Origin of the sequence: Nocardia sp. NPDC060220, assembly GCF_042727815.1 — a bacterium.
GTDB lineage: Bacteria > Actinomycetota > Actinomycetes > Mycobacteriales > Mycobacteriaceae > Nocardia.
The window spans coordinates 1-16,801 of the sequence record NZ_JBHWZY010000033.1 but is presented as its reverse complement, the minus strand read 5'-3'; the positions used below and the strand labels follow the sequence as shown (position 1 = coordinate 16,801).

Here is a 16,801-nt window from a genome sequence, read left to right as displayed (position 1 = left end):
GTGATGATGCCCTTGATGCGCGGGTGGTCAGGGGCGACGCCGTAGCGGATCAGGCCGAAGGGCGCGGGCATACGCTCGTAGAGGTCGATGCTCACTCCCCTGTGTTCACAGGCATCGGACTTCATCAACGCGTCGGCGGCGTAGATACCGGCGGGCCCGGCGCCGATGATCGCTACCCGCAGTGGAGTTCTCATTTCTCGTAGCCCGCGACGAACGGCGTGTCCACGCCGAGCTCACCCACCGCGCCCGCGCCGCCCGGCGAGCCGAGCGCGGTGTCGCGGCCGGGCAGCGCCGTGTCGAAGAAGGCCGCGTTCGTGGCGACGAAACCTTCCTGGCCGGCCGGAATGTCATCGTCGAGGTAGATCGCCTCGACGGGGCAGACCGGTTCGCACGCACCGCAATCCACGCACTCGGCCGGGTGGATGTAGGCCATCCGGTCGCCGGTGTAGATGCAGTCGACGGGGCATTCCTCCACGCACGCGCGATCCATGACGTCCACGCAGGCGGCTCCGATGACGAAGGTCATGGCTGTAGTTCCTTGTCGTTGGGCTCGCCGAGGGCGGCGAGGATTTCGTAACGCAGCCGCGCGAATTCGGGTTCGAATCGGGCGCCGGGTGCGCGTGGTGCGGCGATCTCGATGACGCGCTGGATGCGGGCGGGGCGCGGGGTGAGCAGGACGATCCGATCGGCCAGCAACAGCGCCTCGTCGACGTCGTGGGTCACGAACAACACCGTGGTCCGGCGCTGCTGCCACACCGAGATGAGCAGGCGCTGCATATCGGCGCGGGTCTGGGCGTCGAGAGCGCCGAACGGTTCGTCCATCAGCAGCACGCGTGGCTGCGCGGCCAATGTCCGCGCCAGCTGCACACGCTGACGCATACCGCCCGACAGCGCACCGGGCAGATGGTCACCGAAGTCGGTGAGCCCCACCAGGTTCAGCAGTTCCCGGGCTTCGACGCGCCGGTTGCGCCGTGACACTCCACGCAGTTTCAGCGCGAATTCGACATTGCGCCGGGCCGTGCGCCACGGCAGCAGCGCGTCCTCCTGGAACACCATCGAACAGTGCTGGGCGCTGGGCCCACCGTCGACGGTGACGCTGCCGCCGATCGGCGGCAGCAACCCGGCCATCGCCCGCAGCACCGTGGACTTGCCGCAACCCGACGGACCGAGCAGAACCACGATCTGGCCGGCATCGACGTCGAGATCTACTTCGGCGGCGAGACTTTCGCCGTAGGCGATGCGCAATTTGTGCAGCCGTACCGCGGCGCCGGCGCTCATCGCTGCGCCCTGGGCAGCCACCGGTTCACCCGGCGCCCCGCCAGTTCGACCAGCCAGGCGGTGAACCAGCCGAGCAACCCGATGGTGAGCATCCCGACGATCACCCCCGGATAGTCCAGGAGCCCGTAGGACTGCCAGGTGAAGTACCCGATGCCGAACTGACCCGAGATCATCTCCGCGCTGATCACACAGATCCAGGCCACGCCCATCGCCACCGACAGGCCCGAGAAGATGCCGGGTAGCGCACCGGGCAGGGCGATCTGGAACAGAATGTCGCGTCGACGCGCGCCGAGGGTGTGGGCCGCTTCCTCCCACACCTTGGGCAGCGCGTGCATGGCGTGGATGGTGCTCACCGCGACCGGGAAGAACGCGGCGAAGAAGGTGATGAACACGATGCCCTGTTCCCCGGTCGGGAACAGCAGGATGGCCAGGGGCACCAGTGCGATCGCGGGGATCGGCCGGAACACCTCGAGTACCGGCCGCACGAGTGCGCTGACCACGGCCGAGCGACCGACCGCCATGCCGATCAGCACGCCCGACACCGTGGCGAGGCCGAAGCCGATCAGGATGCGGCGGGTGCTGGAGAAGATGTCGCGGTAGTAGGTGGCCGCACCGAGCTGCGTACGAAAGGAGTCGAATACTTGTGCGGGCGTGGGGATCTTGTCGAAACGCAGCCAGAACACGACCTGATTGGTGGTGAGCAGATACCAGGCCAGGAGCAACGCGGCCAGTGGCACGGCGGTCAGTACGGCCCTGCGTGCTTTACGGGGCACGATGAATCGGGTGGGTGAACTCGGTGGTGCGGTGGCGATGTCGGGCTTCGCGACGGGCGCGGTGCGGGGTTCGGCGGAAACGGTCATGGTGAGCCTCCTGGTCTCACGTGACGGATCTAGCGGGCCTTCAGTGCTGCCTGGTAGTCGATCACCGTGACGCCCGGATGGGCGGCGGCGTACTGCTGTGCGGCGGCACCGGTCGCGAAGGGCAGCAACCGATCGTCGGGGCTCGCGGTGGGTTCGCTGACCCAGGTCGCGGTCGCGGCGAAGAGCCGGGTGCCGGTGCTGTGGTCGGGCACGTAGGCGGCGCGGACGGTGCTGCCGGTGGCCGCGATCTGTCGCAGCAGACAGGTCGGGGTCTTGGCGACGGCGGTGGTCGTGGCGTCGGCGAACCACACCTCCGAAGCGGTGGGAAGGCCGTCCACCGCTCCCCCGCACGCGGCATCGGTGCCGCTCAGTGGTGCGGGAGCCGCCACCGACGCGCGGGCGGCGTCGTAGCCGGGACCGTAGACGGTGCGCAGGTAACGGTCGTCGACGAACTCGCCGAGGTTCAGATCCGACAGCGCGCCAAGGCTTTTCAGGAACGGCAACAGTGTGCCCAGAGCGTCCACCTGTTGGGGTTTGATCGTCGGATCGAAGCTCACCAGGCCGTTCGGGCCGTTGTAGAGATACACGACCTCGGCAGGCAGCCCGGTGATCTCGGCGACGCGCTGTGCGGCCGCCAGTGGGTTCTGATTGAGGTAGTCGGTGGTCTTGCGCACCGCGGTGAGGAACGCCGTGACGATATCGGGGTTACCGGTGCCGAAGCGCTCGCTCGCGACCACGGCGTGGAAGGTCGGGATGCCGGCGCTGCCACCGTCATAGAGCAGCTTGGCTTTACCGTCGTAGACCAGTTTCTGTGGCCACGGCACGAATTGGGCCAGCGCGGCCACCTGATCCCCTTGCAGCGCCGAGGCACCGACGGCCGGATCCTGACCGAGCAGCTTCACATCGTCGAGAGTCATCCCGGCGGCCGAGAGCCCGGTGGCGAGCATGCCGTGCGCGGCCGACCCCACGCTGGTCGACACGATCTCACCCCGCAGGTCGGTGATCGTGGCCGCCTTCGAATCCGTCGGTACCACGATCTGATTCAGCGAACCGCGCAGGTTGTAGCCGGTGACGGCGATCAATTCGGACTTCACGTCGGCGTGGTCGCGAGTCTTGGAGCCGTTGACCAGGATCGGGGCGTCTCCCATCGACCCGATGTCGACCTGGCCCGCCAGCATCTGCGCGGTCAGCGGTGGGCCCGCGGCGAAGTCCTTCCACTCCACCTTGTAGGTGAGCCCTGTTGTCTTGCCGAGTTCGGCGAGTTCGGCCTCGAAAGTGCCGCGATCACGCAGCAGCGTGCCCGCGGTGACGGTGTTGATCGTCTTGGACTGGTAGCCGATGTTCACGGTGACGGTCTTGGCGTCGTCGGCGCTCCCGCAGCCGGTGGCCAGGGCGGCCACCGCGGCGATGCCGAGCAGCAGCGCGGGGATTCGGGTGCTCATGGTCGGCTCTCTCAACGCAACAGGAACGGGATGTTCACGGTGACGGCGCCGACCGGGCACCGCGCGGCACACGGCCCGCAGTACCAGCATTCGTCGACGTGCATGTAGGCCTTGCCCGAATCCGGGTGGATGGCAAGGGAATCGAGTGGGCACATGTCCACGCAGAGGGTGCAGCCGTCGATACATTTCGCTTCGTCGACCGAGACGGGGACATCGAGACGGGCATTGGCCTGGGCCATCAGAGTTCCTTTCCAGAGTTGGCGATGCCGATGCGAGCGAAGGCGCGGACGTCGGCGTCCGGGTCGTCGAGCGCGGCCTGCAGCGCCGTGGTGATGTCGCGTCGTTCGGCGATCCGCTCGGCCAGTGCGCGCACCGCCGCCTTGCGAACGTCGAGGTTGGGATCGGAGACCGCCGACAGCAGCGGTGCCGCGGCGAGTTCGGGGTCGGCGGCGGCCAGGGCGATGGCCGCCGCCTGTCGGACCTGCCAGGCCGGGTCGGTCATCGATGCGGCGGCCGCCGCGGCAGCGTGTTCGTCGCAGCCGGTCCCGGCCAGACTCGACAGCGCGGCGGCGCGGACAAGCGGTCGGGGGTCGGCGGCGAGGACGAGCAGGGTCACCGCGCCGCGTGGATCACCGATCGCCGCAACACCTTTCGCCACTGCGATGCGCACGTCCTCGTCTTCGTCAGCGGCGCCGAGGCTCAGTTCGTCGAGAGCGTCGACAGAGGTGAGCCCGCCCACGACGGTGCGACGAACCGCCGCGTTCGGATCGGCGAGCCACCCCGCCAGCTCCGCCGCACCGGTCCTGCGGTGCCGCCACAGCGCCTCGATCGCGGCCGCGCGCACCGCCGGCTCCGCTGCGGTGACGCAATGGCGCAGCGCCGCATCGAATTCCGGACCGGGCACGATGACCTCGAGGAGTTCGGTGAGCAAGCCGATGGCGGCGTGACGCACGTCGACATCGACATCGGCCAGTGCGGTGGCGAAGATCGGGGCGGCCTCGGCCCAGGCGTCGGTGGTCTCGCTGAGCACCGACAGCGCCGTGCGGCGCACCTCCGGGTCGGGGTCGGTGATGAACGGGGTGAGTTCGTCGAGCTCGGGGCACTCGTCGGCCAGTTCGAGCAGGGCCAGCAGGCGGGCGCTCATCGGACATCCCTCACGTCGAGGTCGCCGACATCGCACGGGCCGGGCACGGGTGTACTCATCGCGTACCCCACGCGCCGACGAGTTCGGGTGCGGAGACGTCGGCGACGCCGTCGGGACGGACGAAGCCCGGCACCGGCACGATGTAGGGGGCGACCGGCCTGGTGCGGAACTCCATCGCACCGGTGGCACCGCGATACAGGTTCAGATGACAGAACCATTCGGCATCGTTGCGCCCGGGCCAGTCGGCACGCTGATGGTAGAGCCCCCAACGGCTTTCGGTGCGCCGCAGTGAGGCCCGGGCCGCCATTTCGGCGCAGTCGCGAATGAAGGTCACCTCGGCGCAGCGCATCAGTTCGTGCGGCGTCCGGCCGCCCATCGCGGCGATGTCGGTGTTCATCCGTTCGAAGGCCTCGACGCCGAGCGTCAGATACGACTGCGCCTTGGGCGGCTGGAGGTCGTCGTTGACGAAGCGCCGCAGTTTGTACTCGACCTGGGTTTGGGGTGGGCCGTCGGGGTTGCGCAGCGGGCGGTAGATCAGCTCGTGGGCGGCCTCGATCTGATCGATGGGCAGCTCTGGATGTGCTGCGCCACGCGCGAATTCGCTCGCGTGCTCACCGGCGATGTCGCCGTAGACGAAGGCGCCGATCATGTAGTTGTGCGGAACCAGCGCCATATCGCCCGCCGCGTAGAGGCCGGGCACGGTGGTGGCAGCGTGTTCGTCGACCCAGACTCCCGAGGCGGAATGCCCACTGCACAAACCGATCTCGGAGATGTGCATCTCGATGTCGCTGGTGCGGTAGTCGGTGCCGCGGCCTTCGTGGAAGGTGCCGCGGGTGGGTCGTTCGGTGGTGTGCAGGATGCCTTCGATCTCGCGGATCGTGGCATCGGGCAGGTGGCTCAGTTTCAGGTAGATCGGGCCGCGGGCGCTGTCGAGTTCGCGCTTGACCTCGGCCATCATCTGACCGGACCAGTAGTCGCAGTCGACGAAGCGATTGCCTTCGGAGTTGACCTGGTACCCGCCGAACGGATTGGCCACGTACGCGCAAGCAGGACCGTTGTAGTCCTTGATGAGCGGGTTGATCTGGAAGCACTCGATACCCGAGAGCTCGGCACCGGCGTGGTAGGCCATGGCGTAACCGTCGCCGGCGTTGGTCGGGTTCTCGTAGGTGCCGTAGAGGTAGCCCGACGCGGGCAAGCCGAGCCGGCCACACGCTCCCGCTGCCAGGATCACCGCGCCTGCCGAGATGGTGACGAATTCGCCGGTGCGCGTGTCGAATCCGACCGCGCCGACCGCGCGTCCGTCGACGGTGAGCACCCGCACCGGCATGACCCGGTTGCTGATGGTCACCTTGGATCGGACGTCGCGGGCGCGCAGGGTGCGGTAGAGCACCTTCTTCACGTCGCGCCCCTCGGGCATCGGCAGGACATAGGAGCCGGAGCGGTGCACCTTGCGGACCGCGTATTCGCCGTGCTCGTCCTTCTCGAATTTGACGCCGTAGCCCTCGAGGCGCTGGACCATCTCGAAACCCCGGGTGGCGGTTTCGTAGACGGTGCGCTGGTTGACGATGCCGTCGTTGGCGACGGTGATGTCGGCGACGTAGTCCTCCGGGCTCGCCTTGCCCGGGACCACGGCGTTGTTGACGCCGTCCATGCCCATGGCGAGTGCGCCGGAGTGCCGGACGTGGGCCTTCTCGAGCAGCAGCACGCTGGCGCCGTGGCGGGCGGCGGTGAGCGCGGCCATGGTGCCCGCCGTGCCGCCACCGACGATCAGGACGTCGCAGACCAGTTCTCGCCGGTGGGTCAGCGGTGGAATCTGCATGGGGATCAACCCCTTTCGTGGTTGTCGCGGGTGCGCCGCGGGGTCACCGGGATGCGGTCGAGCCGCCCGGACAGGGAGAACCGGTCGCCGCGATAGCGGATGTATTCGAGATCGACGGGCCGACCGGAGTCGGTGTAGGTGAGCCGTTCCAGGAACAGCAGCGGAGATCCCGCACGGACCTGCAACAGTCCGGCGACGGTGGGATCGGCGGCGACCGCCTCGATCGCGACCGCGGCTGAGCCCAGCGGCAGGCCGAGTTCGGCTTCGAGCAGGCCGAACACGTCGCACCCGGTGAGGTCTTTGTCCAGGAGCGGGATGCCGACGTCGGCGGTGAGGTAGCTGGCGTCGAGCGAGAGCGGCGCCCCGTCGAGGTAGCGCACCCGTTCCAGGGCGACGACCGGGTCGCCGGGCTGGAGCTCGAGCCGTTCGGCGACCAGTGGCGTGGCGGGCACGACCTCGGCGAGCAGGACCTGGTTCACCACCCGGTCGCTGCTGGTCTCGAAGGTTTCGGCGAGGCCGCGCAGGCGGTCGAGGCCCTGTACCGCCTTGTCGGCGACGACGAAAGTACCCGCACCGGGGACGCGGTCGATCAGGCCTTCGTCGCGGAGCAGGGTGAGCGCGTCGCGCACGATATTGCGGCTGGTGGCGAAGTCGGCGGCGAGCTGGGCTTCGGCGGGCAGTGCGCGGGTGCCGTAGACGCCGCTGCGGATACGTGCGCGCAGGATGTCGCGGATGCGCCGGGCCGGTGCGCTGCGTCTGCCCGAACCCGGATCGGGGGGCCGTGGCCTCGCCGAGGAGGTGGGAGTGGCTGTCATGCGGCAAATGCTGCGAACGCCGCGTTACGACGGACGTTTCGGGCAATTACCGGGTGGTTACGCCAGTTCCTGGCCGTTGGCGAGGGCCGTGACCTGCGATGATTCCGACGCCACTACGAATCCCACCACCACCGCAGTGGCCGGACCGCCCCCTGTGCGGTCACTGCGCTCGGAGATGGAGGTGGATCGTGTCGCGTACCCAGCACCGGTACCGGTCGAGCGACCAGCCTCGTTCGTTGACGAGATTGCCGTAGGTTCCGGTGTTGACGAGGCCCCACAGCATGTCGGCCACCGCACCGACATCGACCTGCTGCGGCAGTGCGCCCTCTCGCTCGAGTCGCCGCCCGAGATCGAGCAACTCGCCGTAGCGATCCGCCTCGCGTACCCGCAATGTCTCCTCGACCTCCGGGTACTGGCGCCGAGCCACCACCAGCGCCTCGTGAATCCGCCACACTCTGGATGCGACCTCGACATCGGCGGTGATTGTCGCGTCGAGTGCCTCCCACGCGGTCATCGTGTCCGTGACCGGATGCCGTTCGAGAACCGGAACGACATCGGTGGCGTAGATGTGCAGATGCAGGGCCGTCAACAGCTCGACCTTCGAGGGGAAATGCAGGTAGATCGCCTGGCGTGAGACCCCCGCCTCTTTCGCGACCGCTCCGAGGCCGGCGCCGTGATAGCCGTGTTCCTCGAACATCGCGCGCGCCGACTCGAGGATCTGAGTCCGGGTTTGGGGTCGTCCGCCACTTGACACGCTGTCAACCTTACCGTACTTTACAAGCTGTCAAGCAATCTCCGAGGAGGAACGCCATGGCTCGCTACCTGATCACCACCTGGGACGGTGCGGGAAACCTGGTCCCGACGCTCGGCATCGCCCGCGAGCTGGTCGATAGCGGCCACGATGTCCGAATACTCGGACACGAGACGATCGCTCAACGATGCGCCGATGTCGGCGCCCGCTTCGTCACCTTGACCCAGGGCGAGGGCTGGGACGCGATGGACACCCCGGACGACTTCGAAGCCGAAGTGAAACTCATGATCGACCAGCTGTGCTTCAGTTCCGCGATCGCGCGGGACCTCGCCCGGGAGCTGGACCGCGAGCCCGCCGATGTGGTGATCGTCGATTGTCTGCTGTTCACCGCAATCGACGTCGCGCTGGCCTCGGGCACTCCGACCGCGACGCTGTTCCACACGGCGTACAGCATCTTTCGGGGCGGACCACTGGTCGAGATGTTCACGCCGGGTATCGCGATCGCGAACGCGGCACGCGCGGAGCTCGGCCTGCCCGCGATCGAGAGTCTCGCCGAGATCCACGACGCGTGCGCGCAGGCGCTCGTCGCGGTGCCCGAGGAGTTCGAGCCCGACGTTGCCGACGCAGCCAACGTGGTACGCATCGGACCGGTGCTCGACGCGCCCGCGTTGTCGCGCGAGATCGACGAGGTCGATGTCGGTGACGGTGCGAAGCCACTGGTTCTGGTCGCACTGAGCACGAGCGAGCAAGGTCAGGCCGATCTGTTGCAGCGCTGTGTCGATGCGGTCGCGCGGATGCCGGTGCGCGCCATTGTCACGACCGGAGCGGCGATCGACCCGGCAACCGTGCGCGCGGGGGTCGATACCCAGGTCGTGCGGTACGCGCCACACGCCGACATCCTTCCCTCGGCATCACTGGTGATCACCCACGCCGGGCTCGGAACGACCATGGCCGCGCTCGGTCGTGGCGTGCCGCTGCTGTGCACCCCGATGGGCCGCGATCAGTTCTTCAACGCAGAGCAGGTCCGAACCCTCGGCGCGGGCCTGATGCTGATGCCCGACGCGAGCAGCGAGGTGATCGCACAGACCGCCGCACAGATCCTCGGCGAGAGCAGCTTCGCCTCGTCCGCCGAACAGTTGGCCGTCGGCATCAGCGCATACGGCGGCGCGGCGAAAGCCGTTGCCGTGCTCGAGGCGCTCGGGTGACGCTCAACCGCGCGCGTTCTCGAGCAGCGCGGCTCGCTCCACGAGCAGTTCGCCCGGCCCGGCCGGTGGGGTGTTGCGGCGCCAGATGGCCCGGAATTTGCGCGTCAGCCGGGCGGCCTCGGCCGAGGGGACTTCCACCAGGGTGCCGGTGACGAGGTCGGGTGCGGCGATCAATCGGCTCAGGACCGCGGGTGCCATGCCGGTTCGGGCGGCGGCCACGATCGCGGCGGTAGACCCGAGTTCGGCCGCCGGGCCCATGGGTGGGGCCGCGGTGGCGAGCAGGTCCCACACGGTGTCGCGGGTACCTGAACCCGGTTCGCGCCACAGCAGGGCGGTGCCTGCCAGCTCGGTCAGCGTGACCGGGGTCTTCCGTTGCGCCCATGGATGATTCGGCGCCACGACTACGACGAGGTCGTCGGCGCCCAGCACGCGGCTGCCGAGTCCGGCCGGCGGGTGCGGGCCTTCCACGAAGCCCAGATCGGCGGTGCCGTCCCGCACGAGGCCCGCGACCTGGGTCGAGTTCTCGACCTCGAGGGAGATCACGACCTCGGGGTGATCGGCGCGCAGTGCGGCCAGCCAGTGCGGAATGCGGTGGTCGGCAATGGTTTTGGAAGCGGCGATGCGCAGGCGTGGCGCTTGCGCGGCGCGCAGGCGGGCGACGTCGTCGACGAGGTCTGTGACGGCGGCCAGGACGGTGCGCGCGTGGGCGACGACGGCGCGACCCGCGTCGGTGAGTTCGGAGCCGGTCGGCGCGCGGTCGAGCAGCTTCACGTGCAGGCGGCGTTCCAGTGCGCTGATCCGCATACTCGCGGCCGGCTGACTGACCCCGTGCCGACGGGCGGCGGCGCCCAGACTGCCCAGCTCCGCCACCGACACCAGGAGATCGAGGACCTCCAGGTCGGGGGTTCCGGGTGGCAGGGTCATGGCCCGATTATGGGTGACGGGTGGCGCGACGCCACATCAGGCACCGTAGCCGTCGTGATCGGGACCGAATCGGCCTCGCAGCTTCTTCGCCACACCGTAGAGGGCGAACACCGGTTTCAGTGGCATCCATTCGCCGAACCGATATTCCCGGCCAGGGACCAGGCGAACGGCCAGTTCCGGGCTCTGTTCAGCGAGATAGGCGCGGGCAGTCTCAGCATGCGTCGGCAGCGAGACGATCTTGATCCGGTCGACGTCCTTCAGATACGGGATCGCGAAGGCGATGTTCTCCCAGGTGGACCGGCTCGACTCCTCCAAAACGAGTTCGCCCTCGTAACCGCGGGTTTCCACGGCGTAGCGGCCCATCATCGCCGCCTCGGTCTCCGGTCCCGCGCAGGCACCTCCACACAGCACGAGGCGAGTCTCGGACGCGTGCGGATCGATGGATCGTAGACCGGCGCGCACTCGCCAGCGGTTCATGCCGTTGGCACGCGAACCGGTGTTGCGATATCCGAGGACCACGACGGCCTCCGACCCTGAGCGTGGGGCTCCGACGCCCCGACGGGAGGCCCGTCGATTCGCCCATTCGCCCCACAGCATCACTCCGACACCGGTGGCGATCGTCAGCCGGGTTCGTTTCCGCACGTCTCCAGCCAACCACACACCCCGTCGGCAGGGCCATAAGCCGAAATTATGACCACCTGCGAATTCGCTCTCTACCTCGGGCTCCTGCGTACCGCGAAGGTGAAGGAGTGAACCGCGCACCCGCTCTCGCTCCCGGCCTGATCCTCGCCGCGCTCCTGGCCACCGTGGCCACGCCGTTCGGCAAGGCGCTGCCGATGATCGGCACGCCGGTGCTCGCGCTCGGCGCGGGCGCCGTCGCCGGGATGGTGCTGCGTCGCAAGGACGTGACGGGCGAGACGTTCGGCCCTGGGCTCGACGTTGCCCGCCAGCGCTTGCTCGGGCTGGCGATCGTGCTGCTGGGGCTCGGCCTGCCGCTCGGGTCGGTGATGAGCGTGGGGCGCGAGACGGCGGTGGTGCTGATCGGGACGCTGCTCGTCGGCGGTGTGGCGGCGTTCTTCGTGGGACGGATGCTCGCGGTGGACAAGGAGTCGGCGACCCTCATCGCCGTGGGCACCACGATCTGTGGCGCGTCCGCGATCGCCGCCGCCACCGCGGTCCTGCGGCCCGACAAACAACGGGTCGCCTACGCCCTGTGCACCATCTTCATCTTCAATGTCACGGCCGTGCTGGTGTATCCGCCGCTGGGCCGCGCTCTCGGCCTGTCGCAGGAGGCGTTCGGACTCTGGGCGGGCACCGCGATCAACGACACGTCGTCCGTCCTGGCCGCCGGCGTCATCTTCGGCGCGGGCGCCGCACAGTTCGCCGTGATCGTGAAGATGGTTCGCAGCCTCGCCATCATCCCGCTCTGCGTCGGCCTGCACGTCGGCCGTCGCCACATCGCCGAGGACACCGATCTCCCCCAGGCCTCCCTGCGCCGGGCGGTCCCCCTGTTCGTGATCTTGTTCCTGGCCGCTTCCGTCATCGCGGGCCTCGGCATCGTTCCCACCGAGCTCACCGCACCGCTCGCCACTGTCAGCGGTTGGCTGATCGCCGCCGTCCTCGCCGCCATCGGCACCTCGCTGAGCATCGCCCGCCTGCGCACCGCGGGCATCCGCCCCCTGGTCCTCGGTGGCACCCTCGGCCTGATCCTCGGCACCACCAGCCTCGGCCTCATGTACGTGACCGGCTGGTGCTGACAACAACGGCCCCACCGACGTGCGCGCGGGGCCTGATCGGGCCCGCGTCGCGGAGCTAGGATTGCTGGACATCGCAGGTCGGCGCGGACAGGAGGATGTCATGAACAGCGTGTACCGGATCATCGCCACCGCGGGTGCCGCCGCGGCAGTGACGCTGGTCGCCGCGGGCGTCGCGGCGGCCGAGGACACCGAGCCACCGTCGTCGCCGTTGGTCGAGTACATCGAGTCGTGGCCACCCGCCCCCGAATGGTGCAACGCGAGGTGGGACCCGATCGAGAACGCCGTCGAGGATTCGATCCCACCCCGGTACGAGCCGGAGTTCGACGCGTTCGACGACTGGTGCGAGGGCGACGCGGACTGACTCGCCCGGTGCGGTGGGGCGGCCGACAGGGCGACCGCCCCATCGATCTATCCCGCCGCGTTGACGGCGTTCATCACCGCTGCCAGCGAGGCCGCGACGACCGAGGTGTCGCGACCGAATGCCCATCCGGTGCGGTCCGCCGCTCGGTACTCGACGTAGCTCACGGCGGTGCCTGCGGCGCCCTCGCCCACCGAATGCTGGGTCAGGCCGAGGATCTCGATGCGATAGCCCGCCTCGTCGAGTGCGGCGGTCAGTGCCTCGACCGGGCCCACCTCACGGTGCACCGAATGCCGTTCACTGCCGTGCGCGTCGAGGACGATCCCGGTGGCGCCGTCGGCGATCTGCCACCCCACCAGCGTGATTCGCTGATCGGAGACGGTGTAGGTCTGCTCGAACAGCGTGAACAGATCCTTGGCGGTGATCTCCGTGCCGGTGTCGTCGGTGCGTTCCTGCACCCGCTTCGCGAGGTCGATCTGCAGACGACGTGGCAGGTCCAGACCGTATTCGGCGTGCAGCAGGTAGGCGATACCGCCCTTGCCCGACTGAGAGTTGACCCGGATCACAGCGTCATAGGAGCGGCCGAGGTCGGCGGGGTCGATCGGCAGATACGGTACGCGCCACTGTGATTCGCGCTCGGCGATGCCCTGGGCCGCTGCCCGCTCGCGATGTTCGGCCATGCCCTTACCGATCGCGTCCTGATGGGTGCCGGAGAAGGCGGTGTGGACGAGATCGCCTACGTACGGATGCCGCTCGTGCACGGGCAGGCGGGTGCAGTGTTCGACGGTGCGGCGGATCTCGTCGATGTCGGAGAAGTCGATCATCGGGTCGATACCCTGGGCGTGCAGATTCAGGGCCAGCGTGGCGATGTCGACGTTGCCGGTACGTTCACCGTTGCCGAAGACACAGCCTTCCACGCGTTGCGCGCCCGCGAGCACGGCCAGTTCGGCGCAGGCGATACCGGTCCCCCGGTCGTTGTGCGGGTGCACCGACAGGATCACGCCGTCGCGGCGAGCCAGGTTGCGGTGCATGTATTCGATCTGGTCGGCGTAGATGTTCGGGGTCGCGACCTCCACTGTCGCAGGCAGATTCAGCGTCACCGGACGCTGCGCGCTCGCCTGCCACAGGTCGGTGACCGCGTCGCAGATCTCGAGGGCGAAATCCGGTTCGGTCAGGTTGAACACCTCCGGCGAGAACTGGAAGCGCACGTGGGGCAGCTCGCCCGCCAGTTCCAGCACGTCGCGGGCACCGGCGACGATCAACTCGCGCAGTTGCGCACGATCCTTGCCGAGGACCACCTCCCGCCAGACCGGCGCGGTGGCGGTGTACAGGTGGATCACCACCTCGTTGGCGATACCGCGCACCGACTCGACGGTTCGTTGGATCAGGTCTCGCCGCGCCGGGGTGAACACGACCACGGTGACGTCCGGCGGGGCGATCGAGGTGTCGGCCAGCAGGCGCACGAAATCGAAGTCGGTCTGTGATGCGGACGGGTAGCCGACCTCGATCTCCTTGTAGCCCATGGCGATCAGGAGCTCGAAGAACCGGCGTTTGCGCGCCGGGTCCATCGGTTCGGCCAGCGCCTGATTGCCGTCACGCAGGTCGACGGGCACCCACAGGGGGGCGGTGGTCAGCCGCGCGTTCGGCCAGTCGCGGTGTCCGACAGCAACATCCACGCGCCGATGGACATCGCGATATCGAGACGAGGGCATTGCCGAGTGACGCTGGCGATTCCACGCGGGCGCGCCGTCGGCGACAGCGCCCGAGGGGGTGGTCAGGGTGGGGAATTCGGTCATGACTTGCTCTGCTTCCCGGCCCACTTCGGGCCACGAGACGACGGCGACCGGCCATGACGGAGCCCCACGGCGGGGCGGCCGGTCGGTCAGGCCCCGCCGTGGCGGCCGAGAAGAAGCGCGGTGTAGGTCATGATGGGTACACTTCTACCACAACTCCTCAGACAAGTAGAGAGGTTTGCCGGTGGTATCACAGGTACGACGTCAGCCGCTGGCTGCACAAGCGGCTGAACTACTGCTCGCGCGGATCCGCGCGGGCGAATGGCCACTGGGTCATCGACTACCGGGTGAGACGCTGCTCGCCGCCCAGCTGGGGGTCGGCCGCTCGACGCTGCGCGAGGCGATCAGAGAGCTCGCGGGCAAAGGCGTGCTCGACAGCAGGCAGGGCTCCGGGGTCTTCGTCACCGCGCTGGACGTGTCCGAGGACTGGGACGTCGTGCTGCGCGGCGCCACCATCGCCGCGGTGATCGAGGCGCGCATCGCGATCGAGGCCGAGGCCGCCGCCCTCGCGGCACAACGGCGCACGCCTGCCGATCTGCGGGCCATCCGGCGTGCGCTGGCCGGTCGTCGTGCCGAGGGCCAGACCGTCGCCGCGCACGTCGATGCCGATATGGCCTTCCATCGCGCGGTGATCGTGGCCGCGCACAACGATGTGCTCACCCAGCTGTTCGACAGCTTCCTGCCGCGGCTGCGCCTGGCCATGATCGACATGCTCGAGTTGCGCCCGGTCCGCTCCGAGGAGGCCGACCACTGCGCGCACGAACAACTCGCCCAGGCGATCGCCGACCGAACTCCCACTGCCGCAGCGGAATTCAGCCGCACCCACCTGTCCGCCCTGAAGGAGGCCTTCACATGACCGGCGCCCCCGTGATCGAGCTCGACGACGTGACCTTCCGGCGCGACGGCAAGAAGATCATCAACGGCATCTCACTGACCGTCCGGGACGGTGAGCACTGGGCCTTGCTGGGCCCCAACGGTGCGGGCAAGAGCACGCTGCTCGGCTTCTGTGGCGCGGTCACCTTCCCCACCACCGGCGCGGTGCGGGTGCTCGGCGAACAGTTCGGCCGGGTGGAGCTGGCCCGGCTGCGACGCTCGATCGGCCACGTCAACCCGCGCCATCCGCTGCGCTATGCCCTCACCGTGCGCGAGGTCGTCCTCACCGGTATCACCGGCACCATCGATACCCCGATGCGCTGGTCGCCGACCTCCGAGGACCTCGCCCGTGCCGACGCGATCATCGACACCCTCGGCCTGTCCGGCAAGGCCGACGACAGCTGGCCCACCCTGTCCCAGGGCGAACGCGGCCGCACCCTCATCGCCCGCGCCCTGATCAGCGACCCCGATGTCCTGCTCCTGGACGAACCGTCCACCGGCCTCGATCTGGCCGCGCGCGAGCAACTCCTCACCACCATCGACACCCTCGATCGCACCCACCCCGAGGTCGCCTCGATCCTGGTCACCCATCACCTCGAGGAACTCCCCAGCACCACCACCCACGCCCTCCTCATCGCGAACGGCCACACCGTCGCCGCGGGCCTCGCCACCGACGTCATCACCACCGACCACGTCTCCACCGCCTTCGCCCACCCGATCGAAGTCCGCTACGACGGCCGCTGGAGCGCCCGCGCCCGCTGACCACCGGATGCCCACTCGGGCAACGCTTCGCGCGCCGCGAGCCACTCCTGCGGGATCCCGCGGGTCATGCCGCCGTCCCCGACACCGGTGTGGGCAGCCACGATCCCGCCGACGATCGCGGCGGTGGCGTCGACGTCGCCACCGGCTTCCACACAAGCGGTGACGGCGCGCGGATAGTCCACGAGGTAGGTGGCGGCGGCCCACAAGGTGAAGGGCACCGTGTCCTGAGCGCTGACCCGGGCGCCGTTGCCGAGTTCGTAGGCCGCTTCGGCTACGGTTCGGCCGAGCAGCTCTCGAGCTCGACGGATTCCGTGCGCGGTGCGCCCGTCGACCAGATACGGTTCGACGGCCCGCAGCAATTCATCTGGCGCGCAGCCCTTTCCCCGTGTTCGCGCGGCGTGCGCGGCGGCAACCGCCACTGCCATCGCTCCCACGATCGCTTCCGGGTGCCGATGGGTGATCTCGGCGGACAGCGCCGCCTGCACCGCGGCCAGATCGGGATTTCCGGCGAAATGCGCGCCGAGCGGCGCGACTCGCATCGCGGCCCCGTTTCCCCACGATCCACTCCCACCGAAGACAGCACCGGCCGCCTCGCCCCATGGACGCCCGTCTCGAATCTCGTGCAGCACAACAACTGTGCCCGGCCCGTAGCCACGATACGGTTCGCACCGCTGCGCGAACGCGCCCGCGAGGACATCACGATCCACGTGGCCACGCTCACGGATTTCCGCATACACCGAACACGCCATTTCGGTGTCGTCGGTCCATGGCCATGGCGCCGACGGCGGTCGACCCGCGAGAAGATCAGGAACAGAACGACCGGGAACGAAGAACTGCGCACCCAGCGCATCACCAACAGATAAGCCTTGAAGGCTGTCGAAAGCGGGATCGGAATTCGGCATGCTGGGCGTAATCATTGCCCACCCTGGGCAAACGACGCAACACGATCTCCGGTCGGTCAGACCAGCTCGACCTCGTCGAATCCGACGGTCAGCTTGTGTCGGCGCTCGAGCAGGACAT

17 protein-coding genes and 1 pseudogene are annotated in these 16,801 nt (G+C 68.6%); 5 read left to right on the top strand and 13 right to left on the bottom strand.

The annotated features are described in order from the left end of the window. The 9 genes and pseudogenes from ACFWF3_RS03260 to ACFWF3_RS03220 form a co-directional block, all read right to left on the bottom strand. Positions 1-194: NAD(P)-binding protein (locus tag ACFWF3_RS03260; RefSeq protein WP_379312255.1), on the bottom strand; the 194-nt coding region annotated here is incomplete at its 3' end. Further along, positions 191-526 (bottom strand): ferredoxin, encoded by a 336-nt coding sequence (fdxA, locus tag ACFWF3_RS03255; protein ID WP_379312254.1) that lies wholly within the window; start codon positions 524-526, stop codon positions 191-193. The genes fdxA and ACFWF3_RS03260, both read right to left, overlap by 4 nt. Next, complete coding sequence (locus tag ACFWF3_RS03250; RefSeq protein WP_379312253.1) at positions 523-1,278, bottom strand: ABC transporter ATP-binding protein; 756 nt, start codon at positions 1,276-1,278, stop codon at positions 523-525. Before ACFWF3_RS03250 ends, fdxA begins: the two co-directional genes overlap by 4 nt. Continuing rightward, complete coding sequence (locus tag ACFWF3_RS03245; RefSeq protein ID WP_379312252.1) at positions 1,275-2,138, bottom strand: ABC transporter permease; 864 nt, start codon at positions 2,136-2,138, stop codon at positions 1,275-1,277. Before ACFWF3_RS03245 ends, ACFWF3_RS03250 begins: the two co-directional genes overlap by 4 nt. Before the next feature lie 29 nt (positions 2,139-2,167). Further along, a complete protein-coding gene (locus ACFWF3_RS03240; protein ID WP_379312251.1) occupies positions 2,168-3,580 on the bottom strand; it encodes an ABC transporter substrate-binding protein in 1,413 nt (470 codons plus the stop codon). An 11-nt stretch (positions 3,581-3,591) separates the two neighbouring features. Further along, positions 3,592-3,819 carry a ferredoxin family protein gene (locus ACFWF3_RS03235; RefSeq protein WP_378989996.1) on the bottom strand — a complete coding sequence of 76 codons (228 nt, stop codon included), beginning with the start codon at positions 3,817-3,819 and terminating at the stop codon, positions 3,592-3,594. Then, positions 3,819-6,543 (bottom strand): annotated as a pseudogene (locus tag ACFWF3_RS03230) (fumarate reductase/succinate dehydrogenase flavoprotein subunit). The gene ACFWF3_RS03235 and the pseudogene ACFWF3_RS03230 overlap by 1 nt, the downstream one beginning before the upstream one ends. A gap of 5 nt (positions 6,544-6,548) precedes the next feature. Further along, a complete protein-coding gene (locus ACFWF3_RS03225) occupies positions 6,549-7,358 on the bottom strand; it encodes a GntR family transcriptional regulator (RefSeq protein ID WP_378989994.1) in 810 nt (269 codons plus the stop codon). 160 nt (positions 7,359-7,518) lie between these two features. Next, positions 7,519-8,112, bottom strand: coding sequence for a TetR/AcrR family transcriptional regulator (locus tag ACFWF3_RS03220; RefSeq protein ID WP_379312250.1), 594 nt, complete (start codon positions 8,110-8,112; stop codon positions 7,519-7,521). A 56-nt stretch (positions 8,113-8,168) separates the two neighbouring features. Between ACFWF3_RS03220 and ACFWF3_RS03215 the strand changes: the two genes are divergently transcribed. Next, positions 8,169-9,314 carry a glycosyltransferase gene (locus ACFWF3_RS03215; RefSeq protein ID WP_379312249.1) on the top strand — a complete coding sequence of 382 codons (1,146 nt, stop codon included), beginning with the start codon at positions 8,169-8,171 and terminating at the stop codon, positions 9,312-9,314. A gap of 3 nt (positions 9,315-9,317) precedes the next feature. On the opposite strand, the gene ACFWF3_RS03210 is transcribed toward ACFWF3_RS03215, so the two are convergent. Both ACFWF3_RS03210 and ACFWF3_RS03205 read right to left on the bottom strand, forming a co-directional pair. Next, the gene (locus ACFWF3_RS03210; RefSeq protein WP_378989991.1) at positions 9,318-10,238 is read right to left on the bottom strand and encodes a LysR substrate-binding domain-containing protein; all 921 of its coding nucleotides are present in this window, start codon (positions 10,236-10,238) and stop codon (positions 9,318-9,320) included. A 36-nt stretch (positions 10,239-10,274) separates the two neighbouring features. Further along, entirely contained in the window at positions 10,275-10,880 is a 606-nt protein-coding gene (locus tag ACFWF3_RS03205) for a YdcF family protein (protein ID WP_379312248.1), read from the bottom strand. A 107-nt stretch (positions 10,881-10,987) separates the two neighbouring features. Here ACFWF3_RS03205 and ACFWF3_RS03200 point away from each other — a divergent pair, with 107 nt between their 5' ends. Together ACFWF3_RS03200 and ACFWF3_RS03195 are read left to right on the top strand one after the other, a co-directional pair. Next, entirely contained in the window at positions 10,988-11,995 is a 1,008-nt protein-coding gene (locus ACFWF3_RS03200; protein ID WP_379312247.1) for a YeiH family protein, read from the top strand. A 100-nt stretch (positions 11,996-12,095) separates the two neighbouring features. Then, positions 12,096-12,356, top strand: coding sequence for a hypothetical protein (locus ACFWF3_RS03195; RefSeq protein ID WP_379312246.1), 261 nt, complete (start codon positions 12,096-12,098; stop codon positions 12,354-12,356). Positions 12,357-12,403: 47 nt separating this feature from the next. Here ACFWF3_RS03195 and ACFWF3_RS03190 read toward each other — a convergent pair whose 3' ends face one another. After that, positions 12,404-14,149 (bottom strand): 2-isopropylmalate synthase, encoded by a 1,746-nt coding sequence (locus ACFWF3_RS03190; protein ID WP_379312245.1) that lies wholly within the window; start codon positions 14,147-14,149, stop codon positions 12,404-12,406. 181 nt (positions 14,150-14,330) lie between these two features. Between ACFWF3_RS03190 and ACFWF3_RS03185 the strand changes: the two genes are divergently transcribed. Then, on the top strand, positions 14,331-15,002 hold the full coding sequence (locus ACFWF3_RS03185; RefSeq protein ID WP_379312244.1) for a FadR/GntR family transcriptional regulator: 672 nt from the start codon (positions 14,331-14,333) through the stop codon (positions 15,000-15,002). After that, positions 14,999-15,781, top strand: coding sequence for an ABC transporter ATP-binding protein (locus ACFWF3_RS03180; RefSeq protein WP_379312243.1), 783 nt, complete (start codon positions 14,999-15,001; stop codon positions 15,779-15,781). The genes ACFWF3_RS03185 and ACFWF3_RS03180 overlap by 4 nt, the downstream gene beginning before the upstream one ends. On the opposite strand, the gene ACFWF3_RS03175 is transcribed toward ACFWF3_RS03180, so the two are convergent. After that, positions 15,748-16,683 (bottom strand): ADP-ribosylglycohydrolase family protein, encoded by a 936-nt coding sequence (locus ACFWF3_RS03175; protein ID WP_379312242.1) that lies wholly within the window; start codon positions 16,681-16,683, stop codon positions 15,748-15,750. The genes ACFWF3_RS03180 and ACFWF3_RS03175 overlap by 34 nt on opposite strands. Positions 16,684-16,801 lie beyond the last annotated feature (118 nt).

What these genes read in the sequence shown, in the direction of transcription:
- fdxA (WP_379312254.1), bottom strand. Translation starts at nt 526, where the DNA reads ATGACCTTCGTCATCGGAGCCGCCTGCGTGGACGTCATGGATCGCGCG.
- ACFWF3_RS03250 (WP_379312253.1), bottom strand. Translation starts at nt 1,278, where the DNA reads ATGAGCGCCGGCGCCGCGGTACGGCTGCACAAATTGCGCATCGCCTAC.
- ACFWF3_RS03245 (WP_379312252.1), bottom strand. Translation starts at nt 2,138, where the DNA reads ATGACCGTTTCCGCCGAACCCCGCACCGCGCCCGTCGCGAAGCCCGAC.
- ACFWF3_RS03240 (WP_379312251.1), bottom strand. Translation starts at nt 3,580, where the DNA reads ATGAGCACCCGAATCCCCGCGCTGCTGCTCGGCATCGCCGCGGTGGCC.
- ACFWF3_RS03235 (WP_378989996.1), bottom strand. Translation starts at nt 3,819, where the DNA reads ATGGCCCAGGCCAATGCCCGTCTCGATGTCCCCGTCTCGGTCGACGAA.
- ACFWF3_RS03225 (WP_378989994.1), bottom strand. Translation starts at nt 7,358, where the DNA reads ATGACAGCCACTCCCACCTCCTCGGCGAGGCCACGGCCCCCCGATCCG.
- ACFWF3_RS03215 (WP_379312249.1), top strand. Translation starts at nt 8,169, where the DNA reads ATGGCTCGCTACCTGATCACCACCTGGGACGGTGCGGGAAACCTGGTC.
- ACFWF3_RS03210 (WP_378989991.1), bottom strand. Translation starts at nt 10,238, where the DNA reads ATGACCCTGCCACCCGGAACCCCCGACCTGGAGGTCCTCGATCTCCTG.
- ACFWF3_RS03195 (WP_379312246.1), top strand. Translation starts at nt 12,096, where the DNA reads ATGAACAGCGTGTACCGGATCATCGCCACCGCGGGTGCCGCCGCGGCA.
- ACFWF3_RS03190 (WP_379312245.1), bottom strand. Translation starts at nt 14,149, where the DNA reads ATGACCGAATTCCCCACCCTGACCACCCCCTCGGGCGCTGTCGCCGAC.
- ACFWF3_RS03180 (WP_379312243.1), top strand. Translation starts at nt 14,999, where the DNA reads ATGACCGGCGCCCCCGTGATCGAGCTCGACGACGTGACCTTCCGGCGC.
- ACFWF3_RS03175 (WP_379312242.1), bottom strand. Translation starts at nt 16,683, where the DNA reads ATGCCGAATTCCGATCCCGCTTTCGACAGCCTTCAAGGCTTATCTGTT.